This is a genomic window from Pantoea sp. T14 (assembly GCF_036663535.1).
Classification (GTDB): domain Bacteria; phylum Pseudomonadota; class Gammaproteobacteria; order Enterobacterales; family Enterobacteriaceae; genus Pantoea; species Pantoea phytostimulans.
In genome coordinates, this window is record NZ_JAWUEB010000027.1 from 592,461 (window position 1) to 618,078 (window position 25,618).

Here is a 25,618-nt window from a genome sequence, read left to right on the forward strand (position 1 = left end):
TATGAGTCAGACACAACGCCAGCTTCGTTTAGGCGCCATCATTCAGGGCGTGTCCGAGGCGGCACGCCGACTGCGTTCGACGATTTTGTCGATCAGGTGATTCCGCTGCTACAGGCGCGGGGCATATATCGTACGGAATATGAAGGCGAAACGCTGCGTGAGCATTTAGGGTTGGCGGAGCCGCTGAATCAATTCGCTGTGCGCAAACAGCAGGTGCATGCGCTATCAGGCGGTATTTATTAGGCGTGGCGCACGCTTATTCAACTTTTTCAGCGTACTCGCACAGATCTTCGATCAGGCATGAACCGCAGCGTGGCTTGCGTGCCACACAGGTGTAGCGACCATGGAGAATCAGCCAGTGATGACAATCAACCTTGAAGTTCTTTGGCACCACTTTCAATAGCTTCTCTTCTACCTGTTCAACGTTCTTGCCCGGCGCAAAGTTAGTGCGATTACAGACGCGAAAAATATGCGTATCAACCGCAATCGTCGGCCAGCCAAAGGCGGTATTCAGCACCACGTTAGCCGTTTTTCGGCCTACGCCCGGTAACGCTTCCAGCGCCGCGCGATCTTCTGGCACCTCACCGCCGTGCTGTTCCAGCAGGATGCGGCAGGTTTTGATCACATTTTCTGCTTTGCTGTTAAACAGACCGATAGTTTTGATGTACTCCTTTACGCCATCAACGCCCAGCGCCAGCATCGCGGCCGGGGTATTCGCCACCGGATAGAGTTTAGCGGTGGCCTTGTTGACGCTGACATCCGTGGCCTGCGCTGACAGCAACACCGCAATCAGCAACTCAAATGACGAAGCAAAATTGAGTTCGGTGGTAGGGTGCGGATTGTTGGCCTGCAAACGGCTCAGGATCTCGACGCGTTTTGCTTGATTCACACGGCTTTCCCGGTATTGCCTGACAGTTCAGTCTCTGCAGCCGCTTCAGCGCGACGTGCTGCACGCTGTTTCATCTTCTGATCGATCAGATATTTACCTGCCAGCATCATGCCGAGGCCGATAAACGCGCCCGGTGGCAGCATGGCTAACAGCATCGGTGAATCGAAATGCACCACCTCAATACGCAGCACTTTGGCCCACGGGCCGAGCAGCTGATCGGCACCGTTAAACAGCGTGCCGCTGCCGATGATTTCACGAATCGATCCTAGCACCACCATCGCACAGGTCGCACCCATACCAATAGCGAAACCGTCGAGCGCGGAGAGGGGAATGCTGCTTTTCGAGGCGACCGCTTCCGCACGGCCCACCACAATACAGTTGGTCACAATCAGCGGGATAAAGATGCCCAATGATTGATACAAACCGTAGGCGTAGGCGTTGATCAGCATCTGCACGCAGCTCACTACCGAGGCGATAATCATTACGTAGATGGGAATACGGATTTCCGAAGGCACCCAGCGGCGCGAGGCGGAGATAAAGCTGTTGGTCAGCGTCAACACCAACGTGGTCGCCAGGCCCAGACCTAATGCATTGGTGGCGGTTGCAGTCACCGCCAGCAGCGGGCAGAGGCCCAGCAGCTGCACCAACGCCGAGTTATTTTTCCATAACCCGCCAACCAGCAGATTTTTAGCTTCACTCATTTGCGTCTCCACACTCGGGTAACGAAGAGAGTTCCCCAGGAAGGGTTTCAATTAACAGCGCGGCGCGTTTAGTGGCATTCACCACCGCACGCGGCGTGATGGTGGCACCCGTAAACTGGTCAAACTCACCACCATCTTTTTTCACTGCGAAGGCCGTATCATTGGCGCCATGTACCACTTTACCGTTAAAACTGTTGATCCAGTCGGAAATGCGCAGTTCGATTTTATCGCCGAGGCCCGGGGTTTCATGATGTTCAACCACGCGAACGCCCAGCACCTTGCCTTTGAAATCAGCCCCAACCAGCATTTGAATCGCGCCAGAATAACCATCTGGTGCGGTGGTCTCAAGTGCGGCGGCAACCGGTTGATCGCCTTTACGCGCCAGAAAGAGATGATGCGGATCACTATTACCCAATGCAGGATTAGTGACAACGTAACACTCTTTCTGAATGTTGTTGTCATAAAGCTCGGTAGGAACCACCTGATCCAACAGATTTTTTTGCTGCAACTGGGTTTGATGTTCCACCGTCGGTTTGGTTACGGTGTTCACTACCGCCGTAAAGCCTGTGGTGATCGCCGCGAATATTGCCAGCGTGACGCCGTTTTTACGAATCGTTTCCAGCATCGTTTATTCCTTGTGATGGCCGTAAACGCGCGGCTGGGTGTAATAGTCGATCAGCGGCACACAGATATTCGCCAGCAATACGGCAAAAGCAACCCCATCCGGATAGCCGCCGAAACTGCGGATCAGCCACACCAGCAAGCCAATCAGTGCGCCGTAGATCAGACGTCCGCGATTGGTGGTTGATGCCGTAACGGGATCGGTCGCGATAAAAAACGCACCCAACATCGTGGCACCTGAGAACAGATGAAGGGTTGGGCTAGTCAGTGTTTCCGGCGAAAAAATCCAGCCGATCATGGCGCAGAACGCCAGCGAGAGCAGCATGGCTGCGGGAATGTGCCAGCGAATGGCCTTTTTCCACAGCAAAAACAGGCCACCGACCAGATAACCCAGGTTGATCCATTGCCAGCCCAATCCTGCCAGCATGCCGCTGTAGATCGGTTGAGCCAGTAATTGATCGGCGCTGTGTCCGGCGCGCAGACCGGTTTTAAAGGTGTCGAGCGGCGTCGCCTGGCTCACTCCATCGACACCTATCTGCAACTGTTGCATGGTGTCACCGCCCAAGGTGTGGCCAGTAAACACCATACTAAGGGAGTCGAGCAGCGTCGGTTTAATCGCCTGCAGCGTGTCGGGCGGCATCCAGCTGGTCATTTGCACCGGAAACGAAATAAGCAGCACGACGTAGCCAACCATTGCCGGGTTAAACGGGTTTTGCCCTAAACCCCCGTAAAGCTGTTTGGCAATTACAATGGCGAACACCGTACCGACTACCACCAACCACCAAGGGGCCAGCGGCGGCAAGCTGATACCAATCAGAATGGCGGTAAGCAAGGCGGAGTTATCAGCCAGATTGCTGGCAATCGGCGCTTTGCGTAAGCGTAAAACGGCGGCTTCTGTGATCCACGCCGTGAGCGTAGCCAGCAAGACTTGAATCAGACTGCCATAACCAAAAAAATACCACTGAGCGGCGAAGCCGGGCACAGCCGCCAGCCCCACCAGCAGCATGATATTGCCTGTGCTGCGGCGGTTGTGGGTATAAGGAGAACTTGCAATACGAAAAGCCATTTATTCCTCAAACGTCGAAGTCGACTGCGCTTTACGCGCTTTGGCACGGGCGATGGCAGCAGCAATAGCAGCTTTGCGCGCATCTTCGGGTTGATTCAGTTCAGGAGCTTGTTCAGGCTCTGCATAGGCGCTGTTGGCTTGTTCTTCTGCCTGCTCAGCATCTTCGACTTGAGTGCGGGCGATATGCGCCATTTCGGCTGTATCACGCGCTTCTTGCCTGGCTTCAGCCGCGGCATTGTCTGCTGCCGTGGAGGCTGCGGCGGCTTTTTTCGCTTTGGCGCGGGCAATGGCTGCGGCGACAGCAGCTTTACGCGGATCTTCCGGCGCGTCGGCAACAGGCTCAGCAGCGGTTTCCACCATTGCTTCCGCTGCGGCGGCTTTTTTCGCTTTGGCGCGGGCAATGGCTGCGGCGACGGCGGTTTTGCGCGGATCGTCCGGCGCGTCGGCAACAGGCTCAGCCGCGGTTTCCACCGGCGCGTCCGCTGCGGCGGCTTTCTTCGCTTTGGCGCGGGCAATGGCTGCGGCGACGGCGGCTTTGCGCGGATCGTCCGGCGCGTCGGCAACAGGCTCAGCCGCGGTTTCCACCATTGCGTCCGCTGCGGCGGCTTTTTTCGCTTTGGCGCGGGCAATGGCTGCGGCGACGGCGGCTTTACGCGGATCTTCCGGCGCGTCGGCAACAGGCTCAGCCGCGGTTTCCACCGGCGCCTCCGCTGCGGCGGCTTTTTTCGCTTTGGCACGGGCAATCGCGGCTTCGACGGCGGCTTTACGTGGATCCGCTGCTGGCTCCTCATGTACTTCAACGGCTTCAGCGGGTGAGCTGGCTTTCTTCGCCTTGGCGCGAGCGATGGCGGCTTCAACTGCCGCTTTACGCGGATCGGTAACCTGGCGGCTCAATGCCTGGGTTTCAGCTTGTGTTTCTGCCTGACGCAAACGTGCCTGCGCATGACGCGCTTCACGTTGCGCTTCCAGCGTCGCGTCATCCACCTCGGCATCCTGCTTCGCTTTCACGCGCGCTTTAGCGGCGGCAAACTCAGCATTATCGCTGCGCGCAGCGCGCTGTTTAGCATCAACATGGCGTGCTTCACGCGCCAGTTTTTCACGTTCCAGCCTGGCCTGACGCGCTTCGAAACGGGCTTTGGCTTCTAATGTACGTTTTGCTTCAAGATCGATGGCGCGCAGTTCTGCTTTTTCCTGGCGGTAATATTGCACCAGCGGAATATTACTTGGGCACACATAGGCGCAGGCCCCGCATTCGATGCAGTCATCAATATGATGCGCGCGCGCTTTATCGTGATCGCCGCCCTGGCTGTACCAGTAAAGCTGCTGTGGCAGCAGGTTAGCGGGACAGGCATCGGCACAGGCAGAACAGCGAATACAGGATTGTTCTTCGTCGTTATTGCCCATTTCGTGGCTGGAGGGAGCCAGAATGCAGTTGGTGATTTTCACCACTGGAACATCTAACGAGGGCAGCGTGAAGCCCATTAACGGCCCGCCCATGATCACCATCTGTTGCGGTGCGGGACGAAAACCGACCTGATGCAGTAAATGGCTGATTGGCGTACCAAGGCGGCTCCAGACGTTACGCGGCTGCGCGATGGCTTCACCGGTTAACGTGACGACGCGTTCGGTAATCGGCTCACCGTTAATAATGGCGCGCTTCACCGCCCACGCGGTGCCGACATTTTGCATCAGTACGCCAATATCGGTGGAACGTCCGCCGTGCGGCACTTCTTTACCGGTGAGAATCTGGGTTAACTGTTTGGCGCCGCCCGAAGGATATTTGGTTGGAATGACGCGGATCTCTAAATCCCGCTCACTGCCTAAGGCGTGCTTTAACGCCGCAATCGCTTCCGGCTTGTTGTCTTCAATGCCAATCAGCACGCGCTCAGCTTGCAGCGTCCACGCCAGAATGCGGCTGCCTTCCAGCACTTCAGCGGCGCAATCCTGCATCAGGCGATCGTCTGCGGTGATATAAGGTTCGCATTCGGCTGCATTGATGATCAGCGTCTTGATGCCACGCAGACCGCCTTTGAGCTTGGTCGCAGTCGGAAAACCTGCGCCGCCTAAACCCGCCACGCCTGCGTCGTGAATGCGCTGCACGATGTCAGCACGTTCGTGTTGGCGATAATTGGGCAGGGGATCAAGCGGCATCCAGCGATCTTCGCCATCCGGCGTCATGAAAATACAGAGCTCAGACAAGCCGGAAGGGTGCGCTGTCATGTGCTGACCAATATCGTCAATCACCCCTGACGTTGGTGCATGGACTGGCAACATCCGACCCTGCCCAAAGGTCAGCGGCTGACCGCGCAGCACTTTATCGCCAGGCGAAACACAAATCTCGCCCTCATGACCAATGTGCTGCTTTAGGGGAATGATGAATCGGTGCGGCAGCGGCAGTTCGCTCAGGGGCGTGCCGTTGGACTGGGTTTTCATTTCGGGCGGATGAATGCCGCCCTGAAAATCCCAGATCTTATCTTTTTTGAAGAAATTTAACAGATTAAGCATGACGCTCTACCGGAATTACCCGAACAGGAATGGTTTCAAGATCCCACTTCCAGTTGGCAGTGGTGGTTGCCACGGGACGCATCTCAATGCAGTCGGTAGGACAAGGCGCAACACAGAGATCACAGCCGGTGCAAACGTCGCTCAACACGGTGTGCATAGCACGCGTTGCGCCTACGATGGCATCAACCGGACAGGCTTGAATACACTTAGTGCAGCCGATACAGTTCTCTTCATCGATAAACGCGACGGTACGCACCGGCGCTTTGGCCTCTTCGTCGCCGTCAATCGGTTGTGGATCCACGTTCAGTAATTCAGCCAGCTTGAGCATGGTCTGCTCGCCACCCGGTGCACATTTATTGATCGCTTCGCCATTATTGCCGACAGCGTCTGCATACGGACGGCAACCCGGATAACCGCATTGACCACACTGGCTTTGCGGTAGGATCGCGTCGATTTGTTCGACGATAGGGTCTTCTTCGACCTCAAAGCGGCGTGAGGCGTATCCCAGCAGGGCACCAAATACCAGGCTCAGGGCACTTAATACAGCAATAGCTATCCAAATCGCGGTCATCAGAATTTCACCAGACCGGTAAAGCCCATAAAGGCCAACGCCATCAGACCGGCGGTGATCAGCGCAATCGAGTTGCCCTTAAAGGGCATCGGCACATTCGCCAGCACCAACCGCTCACGCATGCCAGCAAAAAGCACCATCACCAGCGAGAAGCCCAACGAGGCGCTGAAGCCATAAAGCGCAGCCTGAAGAAAAGTGTGGTTGAGGTTAACGCTCAACAGCGGCACGCCAAGCACAGCACAGTTAGTGGTGATCAACGGCAGGAAAATACCCAGCAGGCGATAGAGCGACGGGCTGGTTTTACGCACCACCATTTCGGTGAATTGCACTACCACTGCGATCACCAGGATATAAGCCATGGTACGCAGGTAGACCAACTCCAGCGGAACAAGAATCAGGTGGTTTACCAGCCAGGCACAGATTGACGCCAGCGTGATAACAAAAGTGGTGGCGAGTCCCATGCCAATTGCCGTTTCCAGTTTTTTGGAAACGCCCATAAAGGGACAGAGGCCGAGAAACTTCACTAATACGAAGTTGTTCACCAGCACTGTGCCAACAAAGAGAAGAAGATAATCGGTCATTTTTTCGCCATAAATTCAAGAAGCGGCTTATTATCAGGGATAAAAGCCTCTATCTCAACTCCCACGCCCAATCAGGCGTGGAAGACCGCACTCAGAATTAAATTATTGACGTTTCTCACCGCGTTACGGTTGGACAAAAGTCGCTTTAACGCGTTGAGAACGTTTGAAGTAGGGCGCAAATACCGCTGCGGCTAACAAGGAAAACAGTAAAGTTTGCAGCGCTTTAGCATCTGAAACGGGTGAAAAGGCGAAGGTTTTCAGTGCCAGTAATACCGTAACCAATAACCACAACACATAGTGACGGGGTAAACGGTGCGAGCGTTTAAAGAACAGCCAGCAAACCCACAAGCTGTATAACCAGACAGCCGCAGCAGTCAGCAAAGAAAATCCCCACTGCATTAATAAACTGCTGCCGTGTGAAAACAGCGTGGTGCGCCATTCCGCATTAAATAAGGGCGTAAGGTACATCGCCATCACCAGCGCTGTGGTTAACAGGGTCATGATCAGCCAGGCCAGCGGCAGCAATAACCAGCCACCAATACGCGGCACAGCAACCTGTTCATTCATAGCAAGTGTTCCTGTTTTGGGATCGAAGCGCAGCAGAATAGCATGTCCAAACGGGGCACGCCCGACATGGACAAGAGGATTGATAAAATGGAGAAAAGTGGCGCGGCAAAAAAAGATTAAACCACGTAACGCCAGACCGTTTTGGGTACGCGGCCCAAATCATATAAACGTCCGCCAGAAGTGAGCTCGGCACGTCGATGATCGGCAGCGCGGTACATATTGATAATTTCTTTGTCGTCGGTGAGCGAATAATTGAGATGGTCGTAAAGCTTTTCCAGGCTTTCAAAATTATTCACTTTGCGAAATTTAAGCAGGTAATCGTGCGCAGTCATCATTGCCATAACAGTAGTGGGAACAAAGGAGTGCTCAGTATAAAGAGCAACCTTTAGCTGTCCAGATCTCGATTAGAAAAAAAGCGTAAATTAAGACTAACTGACGAGATGTGACGTTAAAACGGATGTTTTTAAGAGTTTCAGTGCGACTTCTTCACTTTCATTTTCTGGCTTAAACAGCACGTTAACCGGTTTTTCCGCCTCATTGCCTTAATTGACCCAAAAGCTAAAAATTTTAGCTGTGTTGTTTTTTGCGCGTTAACGCGCATTGTCCGCCCATAATTAGCCGTGTTTAGTGGCCTTTTTAGACGGTTAACCGCAGCGTGAGAGATATTCACGTTTTTCAATCGGCGTCACAAGGTTGCTGAATGTACTTAGGCCATAAGGCGCGCCTTTGTGCGGGTAATCACAAAATTAATTATTTATCTTTTCAGGTTACTCATAACCATTCTTTACGCATCCTTGTAATCGCTTCCAGTTGCTGAGCGCATAAGCGGTTCTGTTTATTACAATTATTTAACCTGACCACAATTTAAATGCAGTCAATTTATCCATAACCCTGTTGCCTGAAATTGCCTGTTAGTATGCGTAACTCCTTTATATTGCTCTATTTTGTGAAGCAGGTCGCCATTATTTGCGTGGTTTTAGTCCAGGCTAAACAGGCTCTTTACCCTATACAGCAAACGCCCTTCAGAGGAATGAAAATTATGTGGAAACGTTTACTTCTGACTACTTTGGTCAGCGCCGCGTTGACTGGTCCGGTGCTGGCAGCAGATATGACGGTTGGCTTCTCGCAGGTGGGTTCTGAATCCGGCTGGCGCTCAGCAGAGACCAACGTGGCGAAAAGCGAAGCACAGAAGCGCGGCATTACGTTGAAGATTGCCGATGGACAGCAGAAACAAGAGAACCAAATCAAAGCGGTACGTTCCTTTATCGCACAGGGCGTCGATGCAATCTTTATCGCCCCCGTGGTGCAGACAGGTTGGGAACCGGTGTTGGAAGAAGCCAAAGATGCCAAGATTCCGGTATTCCTGTTAGACCGCGCCATCGTGGTTAAAGATAAATCGCTGTATATGGCAGTCGTCACGGCAGACAACGTATTAGAAGGCAAACTGATTGGCGACTGGCTGGTTAAAACGGTGGGTAGCAAGCAGTGTAACGTGGTTGAGTTGCAGGGCACAGTAGGTGCCAGCGTGGCGATTGACCGCAAGAAAGGCTTTGCCGAAGCGATCAGCGGCCATCAAAACATCAAAGTGCTTCGTTCACAATCTGGCGATTTCACGCGCAGCAAAGGCAAAGAGGTGATGGAGAGCTTCATCAAAGCTGAGAATAACGGCAAAAACATCTGCATGGTGTATGCGCACAACGATGACATGGCCATCGGTGCGATTCAGGCGATCAAAGAAGCGGGTTTGAAACCAGGCAAAGACATTCTGACCGGCTCGATTGATGGCGTACCCGATATCTACAAAGCGATGCTGGCGGGTGAAGCCAATGCCAACGTTGAATTAACCCCTAATATGGCGGGCCCAGCTTTCGACGCGCTGGAGAAATTCAAAAAAGAGGGCACGCTGCCGCCAAAAATTATCAAAACCGAATCAAAACTGTTCTTACCTGCTGATGCTCAGGCCGAGCTGGACAAGAAAAAAGGCATGGGTTACTGAGTTGAAGACCGCCCTTTGGGGCGGTTTTTCATGACCTGAGGCGGAGCTAGCCGAATGACCATACACAACGAAGATGCACTGTTAACCATCAGCGGCGTCAGTAAAGGTTTTCCCGGCGTGAAGGCGCTGGATAATGTCTCTTTCAGCATACGCAAAGGCGAAATTATGGCGCTGCTGGGAGAGAATGGCGCGGGGAAGTCCACGCTGATCAAAGTGTTAACCGGTGTCTATACCCGCGATGCCGGCACTATCACATTAAACGGCAATGCCATTTCTCCTCACAGCACAGCGGATGCGCAGGAGATAGGCATTGGCACGGTTTATCAGGAAGTGAATCTGCTGCCCAATATGTCGGTGGCGGACAATCTGTATATTGGTCGCGAACCGCATCGTTTTGGCATGATCGATCGTAAACGGATGATCCGTGATGCGGATGCCCTGATGCGTAACTACGGTTTTGCCCTCGATGTCACTCGCCCACTTGGCCATTACTCAGTGGCGATGCAGCAGATCATTGCGATTTGCCGCGCGGTCGATCTCTCTGCTCAGGTGCTGATTCTAGATGAACCCACCGCCAGCCTTGACGCCAGTGAAGTGGAAATGTTGTTTACCCTAATGGCGCAGTTGAAAGCCAAAGGCATGAGCCTGATTTTTGTGACTCACTTCCTTGACCAGGTTTATCGCATCACCGATCGCATTACCGTGTTGCGCAATGGTCAGTTTATCGCCACGCGTGATACCGCCTCGCTGCCGCAGATTGAATTGATTAAATTGATGTTAGGCCGCGATCTGATGGAAACCGCCTTGCAACGTCAAGGCAGCACCTTGCGCAGCAATCAACCGGTGGTTTCATTCGAAAATTACGGCAAAAAGGGCACCATCGAGCCGTTTAATTTGCAGGTTCGGCCCGGCGAAGTGGTGGGTCTGGCGGGGTTATTGGGTTCAGGACGAACAGAAACCGCTGAAGTGCTGTTCGGTATTCGTCGTGCCGATCACGGCACAGCCACCATAAAAGGCAAAGTGCAGCATATTCGTACGCCTGCCAAAGCGTCACGGCTGGGAATGGGTTTTTGCCCGGAAGATCGTAAAACCGACGGCATTATTGGCGCGGCCTCGGTGCGAGAAAACATTATTTTGGCTCTGCAGGCGCAGCGCGGCTGGTTACGACCCATTAAGAAGCGCGAGCAGCAGGCCATTGCTGAACGTTTCATAAAAAGCCTGGGTATTCGAACGCCGCATGCCGAGCAGTCGGTTGAGTTGCTTTCGGGCGGCAACCAGCAAAAGGTCTTGCTGTCGCGCTGGCTGGTGACCAAACCGCAATTTCTGATCCTGGATGAGCCAACCCGCGGCATCGACGTGGGTGCGCACGCTGAGATCATTCGTCTCATTGAATCCCTGTGCGCAGATGGACTTGCGCTGCTGGTTATCTCCTCTGAACTCGAAGAGCTGGTGGGCTACGCCGACCGCGTGTTGATCATGCGTGATCTAAAGCAGGTGGCCGAAATCCCGCTGGAACAGCTTTCGGTGGCGTCGATCGTTAACGCCATCGCCGACGGAGGAGCACAACATGCTTGAATCCCATATGACACCTGAAAAATCACCACGTAAGTGGAAGCTGCCACCGGGAATGCCGCAAATTGCGGCGTTAATTCTGGTTTTGCTGGTGGACAGCTTCGTTGCCAATAACTTCTTTGCCGTGCATTTGCAGGATGGACGACTGTTTGGCAGCCCCATTGATATTCTCAACCGGGCGGCACCGGTTGCCTTGCTGGCGATTGGGATGACGTTGGTGATCGCGACCGGCGGCATCGATTTATCGGTGGGCGCGGTAATGGCGATTGCCGGTGCCACCGCAGCCACCCTAACCGTTGCCGGACACAGTTTGCTGTTTATTATTCTCGCCACGCTGGGAACCGGATTTTTGTGCGGTTTGTGGAACGGTGTTTTGGTGGCCTTGCTGCGTATCCAACCGTTCGTTGCCACGCTGATTTTGATGGTTGCCGGGCGCGGCGTTGCACAGCTTATCACGCAAGGCCAAATCGTCACTTTCGACAGCGACAGTTTGGGCTGGTTTGGCAACGGTTCGCTCTGGATGTTGCCGGTGCCAGTATGGATTACCGTGGCGGTGGCGCTGCTGGTTTGGCTGCTTACGCGCAAAACCGCGCTGGGCCTGTTTATCGAAGCGGTGGGAATTAACCTGCGCGCTGCGCGTAATGCAGGCGTAACCGGCTGGCTGGTGGTGATGTCAACCTACGTGATCAGCGGCATTTGTGCGGCAGTAGCGGGTTTGATTATCGCCGCAGATATTCGCGGTGCAGATGCTAACAATGCCGGTTTGTGGTTGGAGCTGGATGCCATTTTAGCGGTGGTGATTGGCGGCGCGTCGCTGATGGGCGGGCGCTTCAATATTGCGTTGTCACTGATTGGTGCGTTGATCATCCAGTCAATGAATACCGGCATTTTGCTCTCTGGCTTCCCGCCTGAACTGAATCAGGTCGTGAAAGCGGTGGTGGTGATGTGCGTGCTGCTGTTGCAGTCGCCGCGCTTTATAGCGATGTTTAAACGGAGACGTTCATCATGATCAAGCGCCATCTTCCCTTGATGATCACTTTGCTGGTTTTTGTGGCGGGTTATCTGTTCTGCCTGAGCCAGTTCCCGGGATTCGCTTCCACGCGGGTGATCTGCAACATCCTTACCGACAATGCTTTTCTCGGCATTATCGCTGTCGGCATGACGTTTGTGATTCTGTCCGGCGGAATAGATTTGTCCGTAGGCGCAGTTATCGCCTTTACCGGTGTGTTTCTGGCACGCGCAATTGGCGACTTCCATCTTAATCCGCTGGTGGCCTTTGCCTTGATTTTGTCTCTGGGCGCGTTGTTCGGTGCCATGATGGGGTGGTTGATTGATGCGCTGAAGATCCCGGCCTTTATTATTACGCTGGCGGGGATGTTTTTTCTGCGCGGTTGCAGTTATCTGGTTTCTGAAAACTCGATTCCGATTGATCATCCGTTCTACACCACGCTCTCCAGTTTTGCCTGGAAAATCCCCGGGGGAGGTCGGCTCAGTTTGTTGGCAGTGATCATGTTGCTGGTGGTGTTTGTGGGCATAATTCTTGCCCACCGCACGCGCTTTGGGAATCAGGTTTATGCCATTGGCGGTAGCCTGACTTCAGCCCAGTTAATGGGCGTTTCAACCCGCGCCACCACCATCAAAATTTACATGCTCTCTACGACGCTCGCGACGCTGGCGGGGATCGTGTTCTCAATATATACCTCGGCAGGCTACGCGTTAGCCGGTTTGGGCGTTGAGTTAGATGCCATCGCGTCAGTGGTGATTGGCGGCACGCTGTTGTCGGGTGGGGTTGGAACCGTGCTGGGCACGCTGTTCGGCGTCTTGATTCAGGGACTGATTCAAACCTGGATCAACTTCGACGGCACGCTGAGTTCCTGGTGGACCAAAATCGCCATCGGTATTCTGCTTTTCGCCTTTATTGCGTTGCAACGTTTGCTCACGGTGATGTGGGATCGTCAGAAGAACGCGCCCGTTAAACGCATCAGTACCTCTTAAATAGGATGTTATAAAAATGAGGTGTTGAACATCAGGCGGCTCAAAACGAGCCGCCTTTTTAGTGTCATGAATCGAGCGACATAACCATTAATGTCACCTCTTCGTCAGCAATGACCCGTTGCTCAACTGCCTGCCAGCCTAAGCGTTGATAAAACGCCTGTTGATCTGGCGTGTAGAGCCACAACGCTTTAATACCGTTCTGCTTCGCCAGCGCAACGCAGCGGCTAATCAATGATTTAGCAATGCCTTGTCCGCGAAACGCGCTGTCAGTCACCACTTCGCCCAGCCAATATTCACGCGCCAAAGCATCATTGAGTTCATAACGGATCACGCTACTGGTGGCGATGACTTTGTCAGCGTGCTCCGCAACCAGTGTGAATTCGCTGTGCGCTGAATCATTGCGCGCATTGAGCCGTTGCAGGATGGCGGATTGATTTGACCAGGCAGGTAAGGCAGACCATTCGCGGAACAGGAGATGTGCGGTTTGAGCAGCAAATGAGGACGCTTCACTAAGAAGTTGGATTTTCATTGTTATCTTCCATGCTGGGCAACATTAAAGGGGTTTTTGAAAGATGAAAACACGGTGTTGTTAATTCACGCAAGGGGCAGGTTTGAAAACAAGTGAAGCGAGGGAATAAAGGCGTGAATGATGGGTAGAGGAGTAAAACGTCCGCCACAGAGATGCGGCGGACGTGACTACAGGGATGTATTTACGGCGGCGTTACGGCACTGCCCATCCTATGCGACTGACCGCGCCGTTTTTTTTACCGCTAAATGAGAGTAAACCCGCTAACCTATCAACGTTTCATGCGGTAATAGGCTTCATTCCAGCGCAGCGCATCTTTGAATGATGGCAATTGCGTCTGTTCATCAATCACCAACACTTCGATGTCGTTCATCTCGCCATACAGATACATATCATCCAGTGTTAACGCCTGGCTGAATACCGTATGGTGCGCGCCACCGGCTAAAATCCACGCTTCGGAGGCTGTCGCCAGCGAGGGTTGCGCACGCCACAAGGCGCGGGCCACCGGCAACTTCGGCAGCGGTTTTGGCTGTTCAATCGCATCGACCACGTTCACCAGTAAGCGGAAACGATCGCCCATATCAATCACGCTGGCATTAATTGCACGGCCTGCCGGTGTAGAGAAGATCATGCGCGCCGGATCGGCTTTGTCGCCAATGCCGAGGAACTGCACATCGATCAGCGGCTTCTCTTCAATCGCAATAGAAGGGCAAACTTCCAGCATGTGCGAACCCAGTACCAGATCGTTGCCCGGTGAGAAGTGATAGGTGTAATCCTCCATAAAGGAGGTGCCGCCAGGCCGATCGCCCGCGAGGATTTTGAAAATACGCAGCAGCGCGGCAGTTTTCCAGTCACCTTCACCGGCAAAACCATAACCTTGTCCCATCAAGCGCTGCACCGCTAAGCCGGGCAACTGTGTCATACCGTGCAGCGTCTGGAAGTTAGTGGTGAACGCGTGGCAGCCTTCGCCTTCAAGAAAACGCTTTAGCCCCAGTTCAATACGGGCTGCATCCAGAACGTTCTGGCGCTTTTCTCCGCCGGTTGCCGCCACGTCGGTAAAGCGATAAAGGCTTTCATACTCATCAAGCAGCGCATTTACGTCGCCATCGCTGACGCTGTTAATCACGTCGACTAAATCGCCCACGCCCCAGCCGTTTACTGAATAACCAAACTGGATTTGTGCGGCCACTTTATCGCCTTCGGTCACGGCCACTTCACGCATGTTGTCGCCAAAACGGGCCACCTTCAGCTGCTGGCTGGCCTGTTTTGCCACCGCTGCACGCATCCAGTTGCCGATACGCTGCTGGCTTTGTGCATCCTGCCAATGGCCGGTTACTACGCTGTGTTGTAACCCCATGCGTGCGCCGATGAAGCCAAACTCACGGCCGCCGTGTGCGGTCTGGTTCAGGTTCATAAAATCCATATCCATGCTGTCCCACGGGATCTCAGCATTAAACTGGGTATGGAATTGCAGCAGCGGCTTATTCAGGACGCTCAGGCCACCGATCCACATCTTGGCGGGGGAAAAGGTGTGCAGCCAGGTAATGATCCCAACGCAATGTTGATCGTGATTCGCGTCACGACACAGCGCCAGCGCTTCGTCGGGGGATTTCACCAGCGGCTTAAGCTCCAGACGCAGCGGAATGCCAGACGCCTGATTCAAGCCTTCCACAACCTGTTGTGCATGCTGTTCTACCTGACGTAACGTTTCCGCTCCGTAAAGATGCTGTGTGCCAATCACAAACCATACGCTGTGCGCTTTAAACTGTTCCATAAACTCTCTCCTGACTACGTAGCGGAAACGGAAGCGGGACGTGCGGCGTAATGCGGTTCTGCCGACACGGACCATTCTTGATAGCGTTGATAAAGCTGCTGATAGCGTGCCACGCGCGCCTGATCGGGCTGTAAGGTGACGGCAATCGGGCTGGCCATTACCTGTTGGGCATCGGGTACGCTGGCGTAAACGCCTGCGGCGACTGCGGCAAAAATTGCGGCGCCCAGGGCGCAGCACTCATCTGAGGCGACGATATCCAGTGGACGGTTCATCACATCGCAGCAAGCCTGCATGATGGCAGGGGATTTACGTGCAATGCCGCCCAGCGTCAGGATGTTCTCAACAGGAATCTGTTGCTGCTCAAAACATTCCATAATGGCGCGGGCACCGAAGGCCGTGGCAGCGATCAATCCGCCAAACAGTGCAGGCGCGTCAGTGCCGAGGTTAAGATCGGTGATCACGCCTTTCAGACGTTGATTAGCATTTGGGGTGCGACGACCGTTGAACCAGTCCAGCACCACCGGTAAATGCTCCAGTTTTGGATCCGCTGCCCAGGCATGGGTAAGATTTTTAATCAGATCTTTTTGTAGCGCGGCGAGCTGCGGCTTCAATTCAGGATGTTGCTCAGCGGCCTGTTGCAGCGGCCAGCCCAGCAGTCGGCTAAACCAGGCGTAGATATCGCCGAACGCCGATTGTCCCGCTTCGCAGCCAATGGCACCAGGCATCACGCTGCCGTCAACCTGACCACAAATCCCCTTAATGGCGCGATCACCCACGGTTTCAGCATCGGCGATCAGGATGTCGCAGGTTGATGTACCGATCACTTTAACCAAGGTATAAGGCTTGGCACCGCCGCCGACTGCGCCCATATGGCAATCAAAGGCGCCGCCTGAAAGGGTCACTTTTTGCGTCAAACCCAGGCGCTGTGCCCAGTGATCGCTGAGGGTGCCGACCGGAATATCTGCGGTCCAGGTCTCTTCAAACAGCGGCGAATCGAGTTGCTGCGTCAGCAACGGATCCAATGCGTTGAGGAAATCTACATCCGGCAAACCATTCCACTCGGGATGCCATAACGCTTTATGACCGGCGGCACAGCGTCCCCGGCGCAGTTGCGCGGGTGCGGTAGTTCCGCTCAGTAAAGCGGGTACCCAATCACACAGCTCCACCCATGACACCGCCGCTTCACGTACCGCATCATCTTCACGCGACACGTGCAAAATCTTGGCCCAAAACCATTCAGAGGAGTAAATGCCACCAATATAGCGGCTGTAGTCCGGGAAGCGGCCGCTGTGACAGAGCTGATTGATCTCTTCAGCTTCTTCAATAGCGGTGTGATCTTTCCACAGCACAAACATTGCGTTGGGATTGTCAGCAAATTCCGGACGCAGCGCTAATACATTGCCGTCACGATCAATCGGGGCGGGCGTTGAACCGGTGGTATCCACGCCAATGCCAACGACGGCGGCGCGTTGTTCCGCACTCAGTGCGTTGAGCACACCCAGCATCGCCTGCTCCATGGCGTCGATGTAGTCCTGCGGATGGTGACGAAAGCGGTTGGTGTGAGGATCGCTATAAAGGCCTTGCTGCCAGCGCGAGTAATTAACGACTGCGCTTTCAAGCTCTTTGCCGCTCTGGCAATCCACCGCCAATGCACGTACCGAATCACTGCCAAAATCCAGTCCGAGGGTGATGGCCCGCATCGGATATCTCCTGTTGTGTATTGATGCTCCTATCCTGGAATTGACACAGATTAAGGGTTAGTCATCGCTGGCTGAGAATATGCACTTTTCTGCCATCAGTAATGATTTTGTGATCCATGGCAAAAGTTAAGTACCGGTTAAAATCGCTGAATATATGGACCAATTTGCCGTGATTTGAAGATGTGATACCGCTCTACATTTTTCTTCTCCATTCCAGCTAAAACTAGCGCAGCGTTTGAACAGGCAATCACCAACTCGCTTCCTAACGCACTGATTTACATCTGTCCCTAAAAAACAAAATTGACTGGTAGCGTTTACACCGATTCGTTATTAGCAGCGATAAAACAACTAGCGCCGGAGAGCATCATGCATAAATTCACTAAAGCGTTCGCGGTCATTGGGCTGGCAGCGGTTATGTCACAATCCGCTATCGCCGAGACCATGAAGCTTGGTTTTTTAGTCAAGCAACCGGAGGAACCCTGGTTCCAGACCGAATGGAAATTCGCCGATAAAGCCGGAAAAGATTTGGGCTTTGAGGTGATCAAAATTGCCGTTCCCGATGGTGAAAAAACCCTTAATGCCATCGACAGCCTGGCCGCCAGCGGCGCGAAAGGTTTCGTTATCTGTACACCCGATCCCAAACTCGGTTCCGCTATTGCGGCCAAAGCCCGCAGCTATGACATGAAAGTTATCGCGGTCGATGATCAATTTGTGACGGCCAAGGGTAAGCCGATGGATACCGTGCCGTTAGTGATGATGGCGGCGACCAAAATCGGTGAGCGTCAGGGACAAGAACTCTATAAAGAGATGCAAAAACGCGGCTGGGATGTGAAAAGCACCGCCGTGATGGCGATCACCGCCAACGAACTCGACACGGCGCGCCGTCGTACCGGTGGTTCAATGGACGCGATCAAAGCAGCCGGTTTCCCGGCTGGCCAAATCTATCAAGTCCCGACCAAATCCAATGATATTCCTGGCGCGTTTGATGCCGGTAACTCTTTGCTGGTGCAGCATCCTGAAGTGAAACATTGGCTGATTGTTGGCATGAACGACAACACCGTGCTGGGTGGTGTGCGTGCGACAGAAGGTCAGGGCTTTAAAGCCGCTGACGTTATCGGTATCGGTATCAACGGTGTGGATGCCATCAGTGAACTCTCCAAAAACAACGCGACCGGATTCTACGGGTCGCTGCTGCCAAGCCCGGATGTACACGGTTATAAGAGCAGCCAGATGCTCTACAACTGGGTAAGCAAAGGGGCAGAACCGCCGAAATTTACTGAAGTGACCGACGTGGTGTTGATCACCCGTGACAACTTTAAAACGGAACTGGCGAAGAAAGGGTTGATGTAAACCCGCACAGCGCTTCCGCACCTGTATCAAGGTGCGGAATCTCCTCGGCTAACCCAATGGAGTTTCCATGAACACTGATTCAGCCTTTCTGTCGTTTCATGGCATCAGTAAAACCTTCCCCGGCGTGAAAGCGTTGCAGGATATCTCGTTTGAGTGTCACGGCGGCCAGGTTCACGCGCTGATGGGTGAAAACGGTGCCGGTAAATCGACGCTGTTAAAAATCCTCAGCGGCAGCTACCAGCCTAGCGGGGGTGAAATCCGCATCAAAGGCAAGCCGATGAGTTTCCAGCTCACCACCGATGCGCTCGATGCAGGCGTGGCGATTATTTATCAAGAGCTGCATCTCATCCCGGAAATGAGCGTGGCGGAAAATATCTATCTCGGTCAGATGCCACACAAACATGGCTTGGTTAATCGCAAGCTACTGCGTTACGAAGCGGGTTTGCAGCTTAAAAATTTGGGCATGGATATCGATCCCGACATGCCGCTGAAATACCTGTCGCTGGGTCAGTGGCAGATGGTAGAAATTGCCAAGGCGCTGGCACGCAATGCCCGCATCATCGCCTTTGATGAGCCGACCAGTTCGCTGTCAGCGCGTGAGATCGACAATCTCTTCCGCGTGATTCGTCAGCTGCGCGCAGAAGGACGCGTGGTGCTGTATGTATCGCATCGCATGGAAGAGATCTTTGCACTGAGCGATGCCATTACCGTGTTCAAAGATGGCCGCTATGTGCGCACATTCACCGACATGGCTACCACGCATCACGATGATTTAGTACAGGCAATGGTCGGACGAAACCTCGGCGACATTTACGGCTATGCGCCACGTGAAAAAGGCGCGGTGCGACTGGAGCTGGACAAGGTCGAAGCGAAGGGCGTACGCACCCCGATTTCGCTGCACGTTCATGCAGGGGAAATTGTTGGCTTGTTTGGTCTGGTCGGTGCAGGACGCAGCGAACTGCTGAAAGGGCTGTTTGGTGCGACGCGACTGCGCGGTGGGCAGGTCAGGCTGGACGGTAAACCATTAACGCTACGTGAACCGATTGATGCGATTCGCGCGGGCGTCATGCTCTGCCCGGAAGATCGCAAAACGGAAGGGATTATCCCGGTGCACTCGGTCCGTGACAACATCAACATCAGTGCGCGACGCCATAACCTGGCGGCGGGATGCCTGATTAAACAGGGCTGGGAAACGAAAAACGCGGATAACCATATTCGTTCGCTCAATATCAAAACGCCCGGTGCCGAACAGCTGATCATGAACCTCTCCGGGGGGAATCAGCAAAAGGCGATTCTGGGCCGCTGGTTGTCGGAAGAGATGAAAGTGATCCTGCTGGATGAACCGACGCGCGGCATTGACGTGGGCGCTAAACATGAAATTTATAACCTGATTTATCAACTGGCGAACAGAGGTATTGCGGTGCTGTTTGCCTCCAGCGACTTACCGGAAGTCATGGGTCTCGCTGACCGCATCGTGGTCATGCGTGAAGGTGCGATTGCCGGTGAAATAATGCACGACGATGCTACGGAGCAGCAAACGCTGAGCCTGGCGATGCCGAAAACTACTCAAGCGGCCGCCGTGGCCTGACAGGAGATCAACATGGCTTCATCCACGACATCTAATACGCCGCCGCCAGCCTCACGCAGCGGCCTGCAGTTTGGGCGTATCTGGGACAACTTCGGCATGCTGGTGGTGTTTGCGCTGCTGTTCGTTGCCTGTGCAGTCTTTGTGCCGAATTTCGGCTCGTTCATCAATATGAAAGGCCTGGGATTGGCGATGTCGATGTCTGGCATGGTCGCCTGCGGCATGTTGTTCTGCCTGGCATCCGGCGATTTTGACCTGTCGGTTGCGTCAGTGATTGCCTGCGCCGGTGTCGTCACCGCCGTGGTGATTAACATGACGGAAAGCCTGTGGATTGGCGTTGCCGCAGGCCTGGTGCTGGGCATGCTGACCGGATTCGTTAATGGGTTCGTGATTGCGCGTCTAAAAATCAATGCGCTGATCACCACGCTGGCAACGATGCAAATTGTGCGCGGTCTGGCCTACATCTTCTCTGACGGCAAAGCCGTAGGGATTGAGGACGAGCGCTTTTTCGCTCTGGGTTTTGCCAACTGGCTGGGGATTCCCGCGCCGATTTGGCTCACCATCGCGACCATGCTGATTTTCGGTTTCTTGCTGAATAAAACGACCTTTGGGCGTAATACGCTTGCGATTGGCGGTAACGAAGAAGCTGCGCGTCTGGCGGGTGTGCCCGTGGTGCGTACTCGCATCATCATCTTCATTCTTTCCGGGCTGGTCTCGGCTGCAGCGGGCATCATTCTGGCTTCGCGTATGACCAGCGGTCAGCCGATGACCTCGCTGGGTTATGAGCTGGTGGTGATTTCAGCCTGCGTGTTAGGCGGCGTGTCCCTTAAGGGTGGGATTGGCAAGATCTCCTATGTCGTCGCCGGGGTGTTGATTCTCGGTACCGTTGAGAATGCGATGAATTTATTGAATATCTCGCCATTCTCACAGTATGTGGTGCGGGGTTTGATACTGTTAGCCGCGGTAATTTTCGACCGCTACAAACAAAAACACAAAGCCTGATTCAGGGGCAATGACGCCGTTTTCAGTAACCACGCGGACGCAAGCAGCGTCCGCGTTTGAACAATTAACGACGATGTGAGGGCACTATGTATCACCGTGAATTGGCTGCGGAACAACACAATCCCTTGTTGCCGGGTTACTCGTTTAACGCCTGGCTGGTAGCAGGTTTAACGCCGATTACAGCGGATGGACCGCTGGATTTCTTTATCGATCGTCCGCATGGCATGAAAGGCTACATCCTGAATTTGACCATCAAAGGCAAAGGTCAGGTTTTTGATGGCGAAAAGGCTTTTGAGTGTGAACCGGGCGAAATGCTGCTGTTTCAGCCAAAAACGGCCCACTATTATGGTCGCGCGCCCGACAGTCCTCAATGGTTTCACCGTTGGGTCTATTTCCGCCCGCGTGCTTACTGGAATGACTGGCTGCAATGGCAAGATGAGAAAGAGGGCGTAGGTCGATTACAGCTTCCTGAATCACTGCGGGGGGAATTTGATCGCCTGTTCGCCAGCATAGAGCAAACCCATAATTCAGGCCGCCGCTTCGCTGAAGAGTTGGCGATGAATTTGCTCGAGCGGCTTTTGCTGCGTGCGGTAGAGGAAGATCCGCGCAGTCATCAGCAAGTGCGCGATCCGCGCGTGATTGAAGCTTGCCAGTACGTGACAAATCATTTGGCGAGCGAAGTGAAAATTGAAGACGTAGCGCGTCACGTTTGCCTTTCGCCTTCACGACTTGCGCATCTGTTCCGCGAACAAATGGGTGTTAATCTGCTGCGCTGGCGCGAAGATCAACGGGTTATTCGCGCGAAACTGCTGCTGCAAACCACCCAGGAACCGATTGCGACTATTGGCCGTGAAGTCGGTTATGACGATCAACTCTACTTCTCACGCGTATTCCGTAAACGCGTTGGCGTGAGTCCCAGCGATTTCCGCCGTCGCAATCTGGATGGGCACGACAGCCTGGCTGCGCAAACTGCCTGGCCAATGGCACGAAGTGCTATCTCCTGATTTTTAGGGGGATTCCTCCTTGTCCTCGCCTGGCTAATGGTCTTAAATCAGTCACACTAGCGAACAAGAGGAATGAGAATGAGCGATAAACTTCGTGTTGGTTTGATGGGATATGGCTTCGCCAGCAAAACGTTTCATGCACCGCTGATTGCGGGCACGCCGGACGTTGAGCTGGCTGCTATTTCCAGCAGCGATGCCAGCAAAGTGCACGCCGACTGGCCATCTGTTCAGGTGGTAGCTGATCCTCAAGCGTTGCTCGATGATCCTACTCTGCAATTAATTGTTATTCCCACGCCGAACGACACCCACTTTCCGCTGGCAAAAGCGGCCCTGAATGCGGGTAAACATGTGGTGGTAGACAAGCCTTTCACCGTGACGTTGTCACAAGCGCGTGAGCTGGATAACCTCGCCAAGGCCAAAGGTCTGCTGCTTTCTGTGTTTCATAATCGCCGCTGGGACAGTGACTTCCTGACGCTCAAACAGCTTTTGGCTGAGGGCACGCTGGGCGAAGTCCGTTATCTGGAATCGCATTTTGATCGCTTCCGTTTAGAAGTGCGCCAGCGCTGGCGTGAAATGAAAGGTGCAGGCAGCGGCATTTGGTACGATTTAGGCCCGCATTTGCTGGATCAGGCGATTCAACTGTTTGGTTCACCGGTTGCGATTAACGTTGATCTTGCCGAGATGCGTCCTGGTGCGCAGACCACCGATTATTTCCACGCCACGCTGACTTATCCGCAACGTCGTGTTGTGCTGCATGCCAGCATGCTGGTGGCGGCTGAATCACCCCGTTATGTGGTGCACGGCACCAAAGGCAGCTACGTTAAATATGGTCTTGACCCGCAGGAAGATCGCCTGAAATCTGGCGATTTCCCACCGAAAGAAGAGTGGGGTTACGATATGCGAGATGGCCAACTGACGCTGGTTGAAGGCGACGGCATGACCGAAAAAACGCTGATGACGCAGCCAGGCAATTATCCTGCCTACTATGCCGCAGTGCGTGATGCGATAGCAGGGCGCGGCAATAATCCGGTCACCGCTGAAGAGGCTATTCAGGTGATGGAGCTGATCGAACTGGGTCTGCAATCGGCTGAGAAACGCCAGACCTTGTCGCTGAAGTAAAGGTTACTGAAGCACCTGTACGTAACAGAAAAGAAAACGGGCCATGCAGGCCCGTTTTTTTATGCATCCATGACGGCATGTTTTACTGAATTTTCGCCCGAATTGCCGCTTTTTCGTCGTTGCTCAGAAAAGCGATAGCTAATCCATTCTCCTGCGCCTGGCGCATCTGAGCCTGGCTCAAACCGGCAGCAGGCGCGGCGTGCTGATACTCATGCGCCAGCTCAATGCCCTGAACGGCGGGATCATCGGTGTTGATCGTGGCAAGAATGCCATGCTCCAGGAAGGTCTTTAACGGATGCTGCGCCAGTGATTTCACGGTGCTGGTTTGAATATTGGAGGTCAGGCAGGACTCAATACCAATATGATGCTCCGCCAGGAAATCCATTAATGCGCGATCTTCAATCGCTTTCACACCATGGCCGATGCGTTCTGCGCCTAGCTCACGGATGGCTTGCCAGATACTTTCTGGGCCCGCAGCTTCACCTGCATGCACCGTAACGCGGAAACCGGCATCACGCGCACGAGTGAAATGGCTGAGAAATTCGCTGCCGGGGAAACCCAGTTCGTCACCGGCTAAATCCACTGCAGTGATATGATCGCGATGCGCCAGCAATCCTTCCAGCTCATTCAGGCACGCTTCGTCGCCAAAAGTACGGCTCATAATGCCAATCAGACGAATATCAATGGCGTGCTGCTGGCAACCCGCTTTGATGCCGTCAATCACCGCTTCCACCACACCGGCAATCGGCAGGTTATGGTTCATCGCCATGTAACCGGGTGAAAAACGCAGTTCAGCGTAGTGAATGCCTGCGCGCGCGGCGTCTTCGACATTTTCCATTGCGATACGGCGGCACGCGTCCAGATTGCCCAACACTTTTACGCCCCAATCCAGCTTCTGCAGGAAGCTGACCAAATCCGGCTCGTTTTGCGTGACCTGCACATGTGGGCGCAGCGCCTCTAAACTGTTAGCGGGCAGGGTAAGATTAAACTGGCGGCCTAAATCGAGAATAGTTTGTGCACGAATGTTGCCATCAAGATGGCGATGAATATCGGTCAGGGGAAGGTGTGATTCAATCATGGCGCACTCGCTCAGTTGTCGGTTATTTATCGAAGAAACTCTATCGAAGATACTGTCGATAACGATATCGAGAAGTACTTGAGAAGTTTTAGAGAAGTCGATGAGAAGTGCAGAGGATTATAAAAACATCTTGCGCAACTGCGCCAGCAATTTGCGCAACAGCATGGCTGGATGCTGGTTAATTGTGCGGGAAAGCCAGGCGGTGTGGATTGCCGCCCGGCCAATAAGCGCGTAAAGGCTTGAATTATCAGGTCTGAAGGGCTGCAATCAGGCGAGAGACGCCGTCTTCCACTTTGCTGCGTGGGCAGCCAACATTAAGACGTAAAAAACCGCGGCTGGCAGCGCCATACGTCGATCCCGGCATGATCGCCACTTTTTGCTGGTGAATCAGCGTTTGCTGCAAAGCGTCTTCGTCAATGCCCAGTGGGTTAAGATCGATCCACGCCAGATATGTCGCTTGCGGCAGGCGCCAGTTGAGAGGCGGAAACGCGCCATTCAGGCGTTCAGCCACGCAGGTCAAATTGCTTTGCAAATAGGTGCGTAAAGCATCTAACCACGTCGCGCCCTCACGATAAGCAGCGATGTGCGCAGCAACGGCCAGCACGGCAGGTGAAGAGAGGCCATCGCTGTTTTTCAGTGCCTGAAACCAGGCGGCACGATCGCATTGACGGGGAATGATTCCCCACGCGCCAGTCAGTGCCGGGATGTTGAAGCTCTTTGACGCCGAGGTAAACAGCGCCCAATCGCTGCGCGCCACTTTCGCCCAAGGCGTATGCGGCTGGCTGCCCATCACCATATCCATGTGGATTTCATCACTGATGACACGCACACCATGCCGCTCACACAATGCAGCCATCTGCTGCAACTCCTCCAGCGTCCAGACTTTGCCGGTGGGATTGTGTGGACTGCACAGCAGCATCACCTTACAGGTTGGGCGGGCCAGCAGCGCCTCAAGTTTAGTCATGTCACAGAGCCAGCCTTGCGCGCTGTTATATAATGGCATGTCCAAAACCTGGCGTTGATTAGCCAAAATGGTTTTATAAAACGCGTCGTAAGCCGGCGTGTGGATCAGCACTTCGTCATTCACATCGCTCCAGTGGCGCAGCATCTGCGCCACCATGTAAATCACCGAAGGCCCGTAAACCAGCGATTGTGCTTCAGGCTGATAGTCGAAACGGGTATGCATCCAGTGAATAATCGCCGAAAGAAACGCGTCATGCTGCCAGCGGCTGTAACCGAAGACACCGTGCTGCACGCGCTGCTCCAACGCCTGCAAAATGCAGGGCGCGGTAGCAAAATCCATATCAGAAATGGTGAACGGCAGCAGGTCGGGAACGCCAAAGCGGTCAGCCACGAAATCCCATTGCGTACATGCCGTGCCGCGACGGTCAATGACCTTATCAAAATCAAACATCG

Annotated in this window: 23 protein-coding genes and 1 pseudogene; 10 read left to right on the forward strand and 14 right to left on the reverse strand. The window is 53.9% G+C overall.

The features are described from left to right. Positions 1–51 precede the first annotated feature (51 nt). Positions 52–243, forward strand: a pseudogene (locus SC127_RS20890) (hypothetical protein); the annotation flags it as partial. A gap of 13 nt (positions 244–256) precedes the next feature. Here SC127_RS20890 and nth read toward each other — a convergent pair. The 9 genes from nth to ydgT all read right to left on the reverse strand — a co-directional run bounded on the left by nth (position 257) and on the right by ydgT (position 7,833). After that, entirely contained in the window at positions 257–889 is a 633-nt protein-coding gene (nth, locus tag SC127_RS20895; protein ID WP_243078024.1) for an endonuclease III, read from the reverse strand. After that, complete coding sequence (locus tag SC127_RS20900; protein ID WP_332627878.1) at positions 886–1,590, reverse strand: electron transport complex subunit E; 705 nt, start codon at positions 1,588–1,590, stop codon at positions 886–888. Before SC127_RS20900 ends, nth begins: the two co-directional genes overlap by 4 nt. Then, entirely contained in the window at positions 1,583–2,215 is a 633-nt protein-coding gene (gene rsxG / locus SC127_RS20905; RefSeq protein ID WP_243078022.1) for an electron transport complex subunit RsxG, read from the reverse strand. Before rsxG ends, SC127_RS20900 begins: the two co-directional genes overlap by 8 nt. Before the next feature lie 3 nt (positions 2,216–2,218). Next, a complete protein-coding gene (rsxD, locus tag SC127_RS20910) occupies positions 2,219–3,277 on the reverse strand; it encodes an electron transport complex subunit RsxD (protein WP_332627880.1) in 1,059 nt (352 codons plus the stop codon). Next, a complete protein-coding gene (rsxC, locus tag SC127_RS20915) occupies positions 3,278–5,782 on the reverse strand; it encodes an electron transport complex subunit RsxC (protein ID WP_332627882.1) in 2,505 nt (834 codons plus the stop codon). It lies immediately after the preceding gene. Beyond that, a complete protein-coding gene (gene rsxB / locus SC127_RS20920) occupies positions 5,775–6,353 on the reverse strand; it encodes an electron transport complex subunit RsxB (protein ID WP_215846889.1) in 579 nt (192 codons plus the stop codon). Before rsxB ends, rsxC begins: the two co-directional genes overlap by 8 nt. After that, positions 6,353–6,934 (reverse strand): electron transport complex subunit RsxA, encoded by a 582-nt coding sequence (gene rsxA / locus SC127_RS20925; RefSeq protein ID WP_243078019.1) that lies wholly within the window; start codon positions 6,932–6,934, stop codon positions 6,353–6,355. Before rsxA ends, rsxB begins: the two co-directional genes overlap by 1 nt. 123 nt (positions 6,935–7,057) lie before the next feature. Beyond that, positions 7,058–7,501, reverse strand: a complete 444-nt coding sequence (locus tag SC127_RS20930) for a DUF2569 domain-containing protein (protein WP_332627885.1) — start codon at positions 7,499–7,501, stop codon at positions 7,058–7,060. A 116-nt stretch (positions 7,502–7,617) separates the two neighbouring features. Next, a complete protein-coding gene (gene ydgT, locus SC127_RS20935) occupies positions 7,618–7,833 on the reverse strand; it encodes a transcription modulator YdgT (RefSeq protein ID WP_332628263.1) in 216 nt (71 codons plus the stop codon). Positions 7,834–8,540: 707 nt separating this feature from the next. On the opposite strand from ydgT, the gene ytfQ reads away from it, so the two are divergent. The 4 genes from ytfQ to yjfF are packed head-to-tail and all read left to right on the forward strand — an operon-like array spanning position 8,541 to position 13,064. Next, on the forward strand, positions 8,541–9,497 hold the full coding sequence (gene ytfQ, locus SC127_RS20940) for a galactofuranose ABC transporter, galactofuranose-binding protein YtfQ (RefSeq protein ID WP_243078017.1): 957 nt from the start codon (positions 8,541–8,543) through the stop codon (positions 9,495–9,497). 54 nt (positions 9,498–9,551) lie between these two features. After that, a complete protein-coding gene (locus tag SC127_RS20945) occupies positions 9,552–11,072 on the forward strand; it encodes a sugar ABC transporter ATP-binding protein (RefSeq protein WP_332627889.1) in 1,521 nt (506 codons plus the stop codon). Next, the gene (ytfT, locus tag SC127_RS20950; RefSeq protein WP_215846887.1) at positions 11,065–12,078 is read left to right on the forward strand and encodes a galactofuranose ABC transporter, ATP-binding protein YtfT; all 1,014 of its coding nucleotides are present in this window, start codon (positions 11,065–11,067) and stop codon (positions 12,076–12,078) included. Before SC127_RS20945 ends, ytfT begins: the two co-directional genes overlap by 8 nt. Then, positions 12,075–13,064: a galactofuranose ABC transporter, permease protein YjfF gene (gene yjfF, locus SC127_RS20955; RefSeq protein ID WP_215846886.1), complete on the forward strand. Its 990-nt coding sequence runs from the start codon at positions 12,075–12,077 to the stop codon at positions 13,062–13,064. Before ytfT ends, yjfF begins: the two co-directional genes overlap by 4 nt. A 64-nt stretch (positions 13,065–13,128) precedes the next feature. On the opposite strand, the gene SC127_RS20960 is transcribed toward yjfF, so the two are convergent. The 3 genes from SC127_RS20960 to SC127_RS20970 form a co-directional block, all read right to left on the reverse strand. Then, positions 13,129–13,593 (reverse strand): GNAT family N-acetyltransferase, encoded by a 465-nt coding sequence (locus SC127_RS20960; protein ID WP_332627891.1) that lies wholly within the window; start codon positions 13,591–13,593, stop codon positions 13,129–13,131. Between the two features lie 268 nt (positions 13,594–13,861). Continuing rightward, positions 13,862–15,364 (reverse strand): L-arabinose isomerase, encoded by a 1,503-nt coding sequence (gene araA, locus SC127_RS20965; RefSeq protein WP_243078014.1) that lies wholly within the window; start codon positions 15,362–15,364, stop codon positions 13,862–13,864. 14 nt (positions 15,365–15,378) lie between these two features. Next, positions 15,379–17,064: a ribulokinase gene (locus SC127_RS20970; protein WP_332627893.1), complete on the reverse strand. Its 1,686-nt coding sequence runs from the start codon at positions 17,062–17,064 to the stop codon at positions 15,379–15,381. 366 nt (positions 17,065–17,430) lie between these two features. Here SC127_RS20970 and SC127_RS20975 point away from each other — a divergent pair, with 366 nt between their 5' ends. The 5 genes from SC127_RS20975 to SC127_RS20995 all read left to right on the forward strand — a co-directional run bounded on the left by SC127_RS20975 (position 17,431) and on the right by SC127_RS20995 (position 23,124). Further along, positions 17,431–18,414, forward strand: a complete 984-nt coding sequence (locus SC127_RS20975) for an arabinose ABC transporter substrate-binding protein (protein WP_243078013.1) — start codon at positions 17,431–17,433, stop codon at positions 18,412–18,414. A gap of 67 nt (positions 18,415–18,481) precedes the next feature. After that, positions 18,482–20,002 carry an L-arabinose ABC transporter ATP-binding protein AraG gene (gene araG / locus SC127_RS20980; protein WP_243078012.1) on the forward strand — a complete coding sequence of 507 codons (1,521 nt, stop codon included), beginning with the start codon at positions 18,482–18,484 and terminating at the stop codon, positions 20,000–20,002. Between the two features lie 12 nt (positions 20,003–20,014). Continuing rightward, entirely contained in the window at positions 20,015–21,001 is a 987-nt protein-coding gene (gene araH, locus SC127_RS20985; RefSeq protein ID WP_215846883.1) for an L-arabinose ABC transporter permease AraH, read from the forward strand. Positions 21,002–21,087: 86 nt separating this feature from the next. Beyond that, positions 21,088–22,005 carry an arabinose operon transcriptional regulator AraC gene (gene araC, locus SC127_RS20990; protein WP_243078011.1) on the forward strand — a complete coding sequence of 306 codons (918 nt, stop codon included), beginning with the start codon at positions 21,088–21,090 and terminating at the stop codon, positions 22,003–22,005. 78 nt (positions 22,006–22,083) lie between these two features. Continuing rightward, on the forward strand, positions 22,084–23,124 hold the full coding sequence (locus SC127_RS20995) for an oxidoreductase (protein WP_215846882.1): 1,041 nt from the start codon (positions 22,084–22,086) through the stop codon (positions 23,122–23,124). Between the two features lie 82 nt (positions 23,125–23,206). Here SC127_RS20995 and add read toward each other — a convergent pair whose 3' ends face one another. Both add and SC127_RS21005 read right to left on the reverse strand, forming a co-directional pair. Further along, positions 23,207–24,202 carry an adenosine deaminase gene (gene add / locus SC127_RS21000; protein ID WP_215846881.1) on the reverse strand — a complete coding sequence of 332 codons (996 nt, stop codon included), beginning with the start codon at positions 24,200–24,202 and terminating at the stop codon, positions 23,207–23,209. A 247-nt stretch (positions 24,203–24,449) separates the two neighbouring features. Continuing rightward, positions 24,450–25,616: a MalY/PatB family protein gene (locus tag SC127_RS21005; protein ID WP_332627895.1), complete on the reverse strand. Its 1,167-nt coding sequence runs from the start codon at positions 25,614–25,616 to the stop codon at positions 24,450–24,452. Positions 25,617–25,618: the final 2 nt, after the last annotated feature.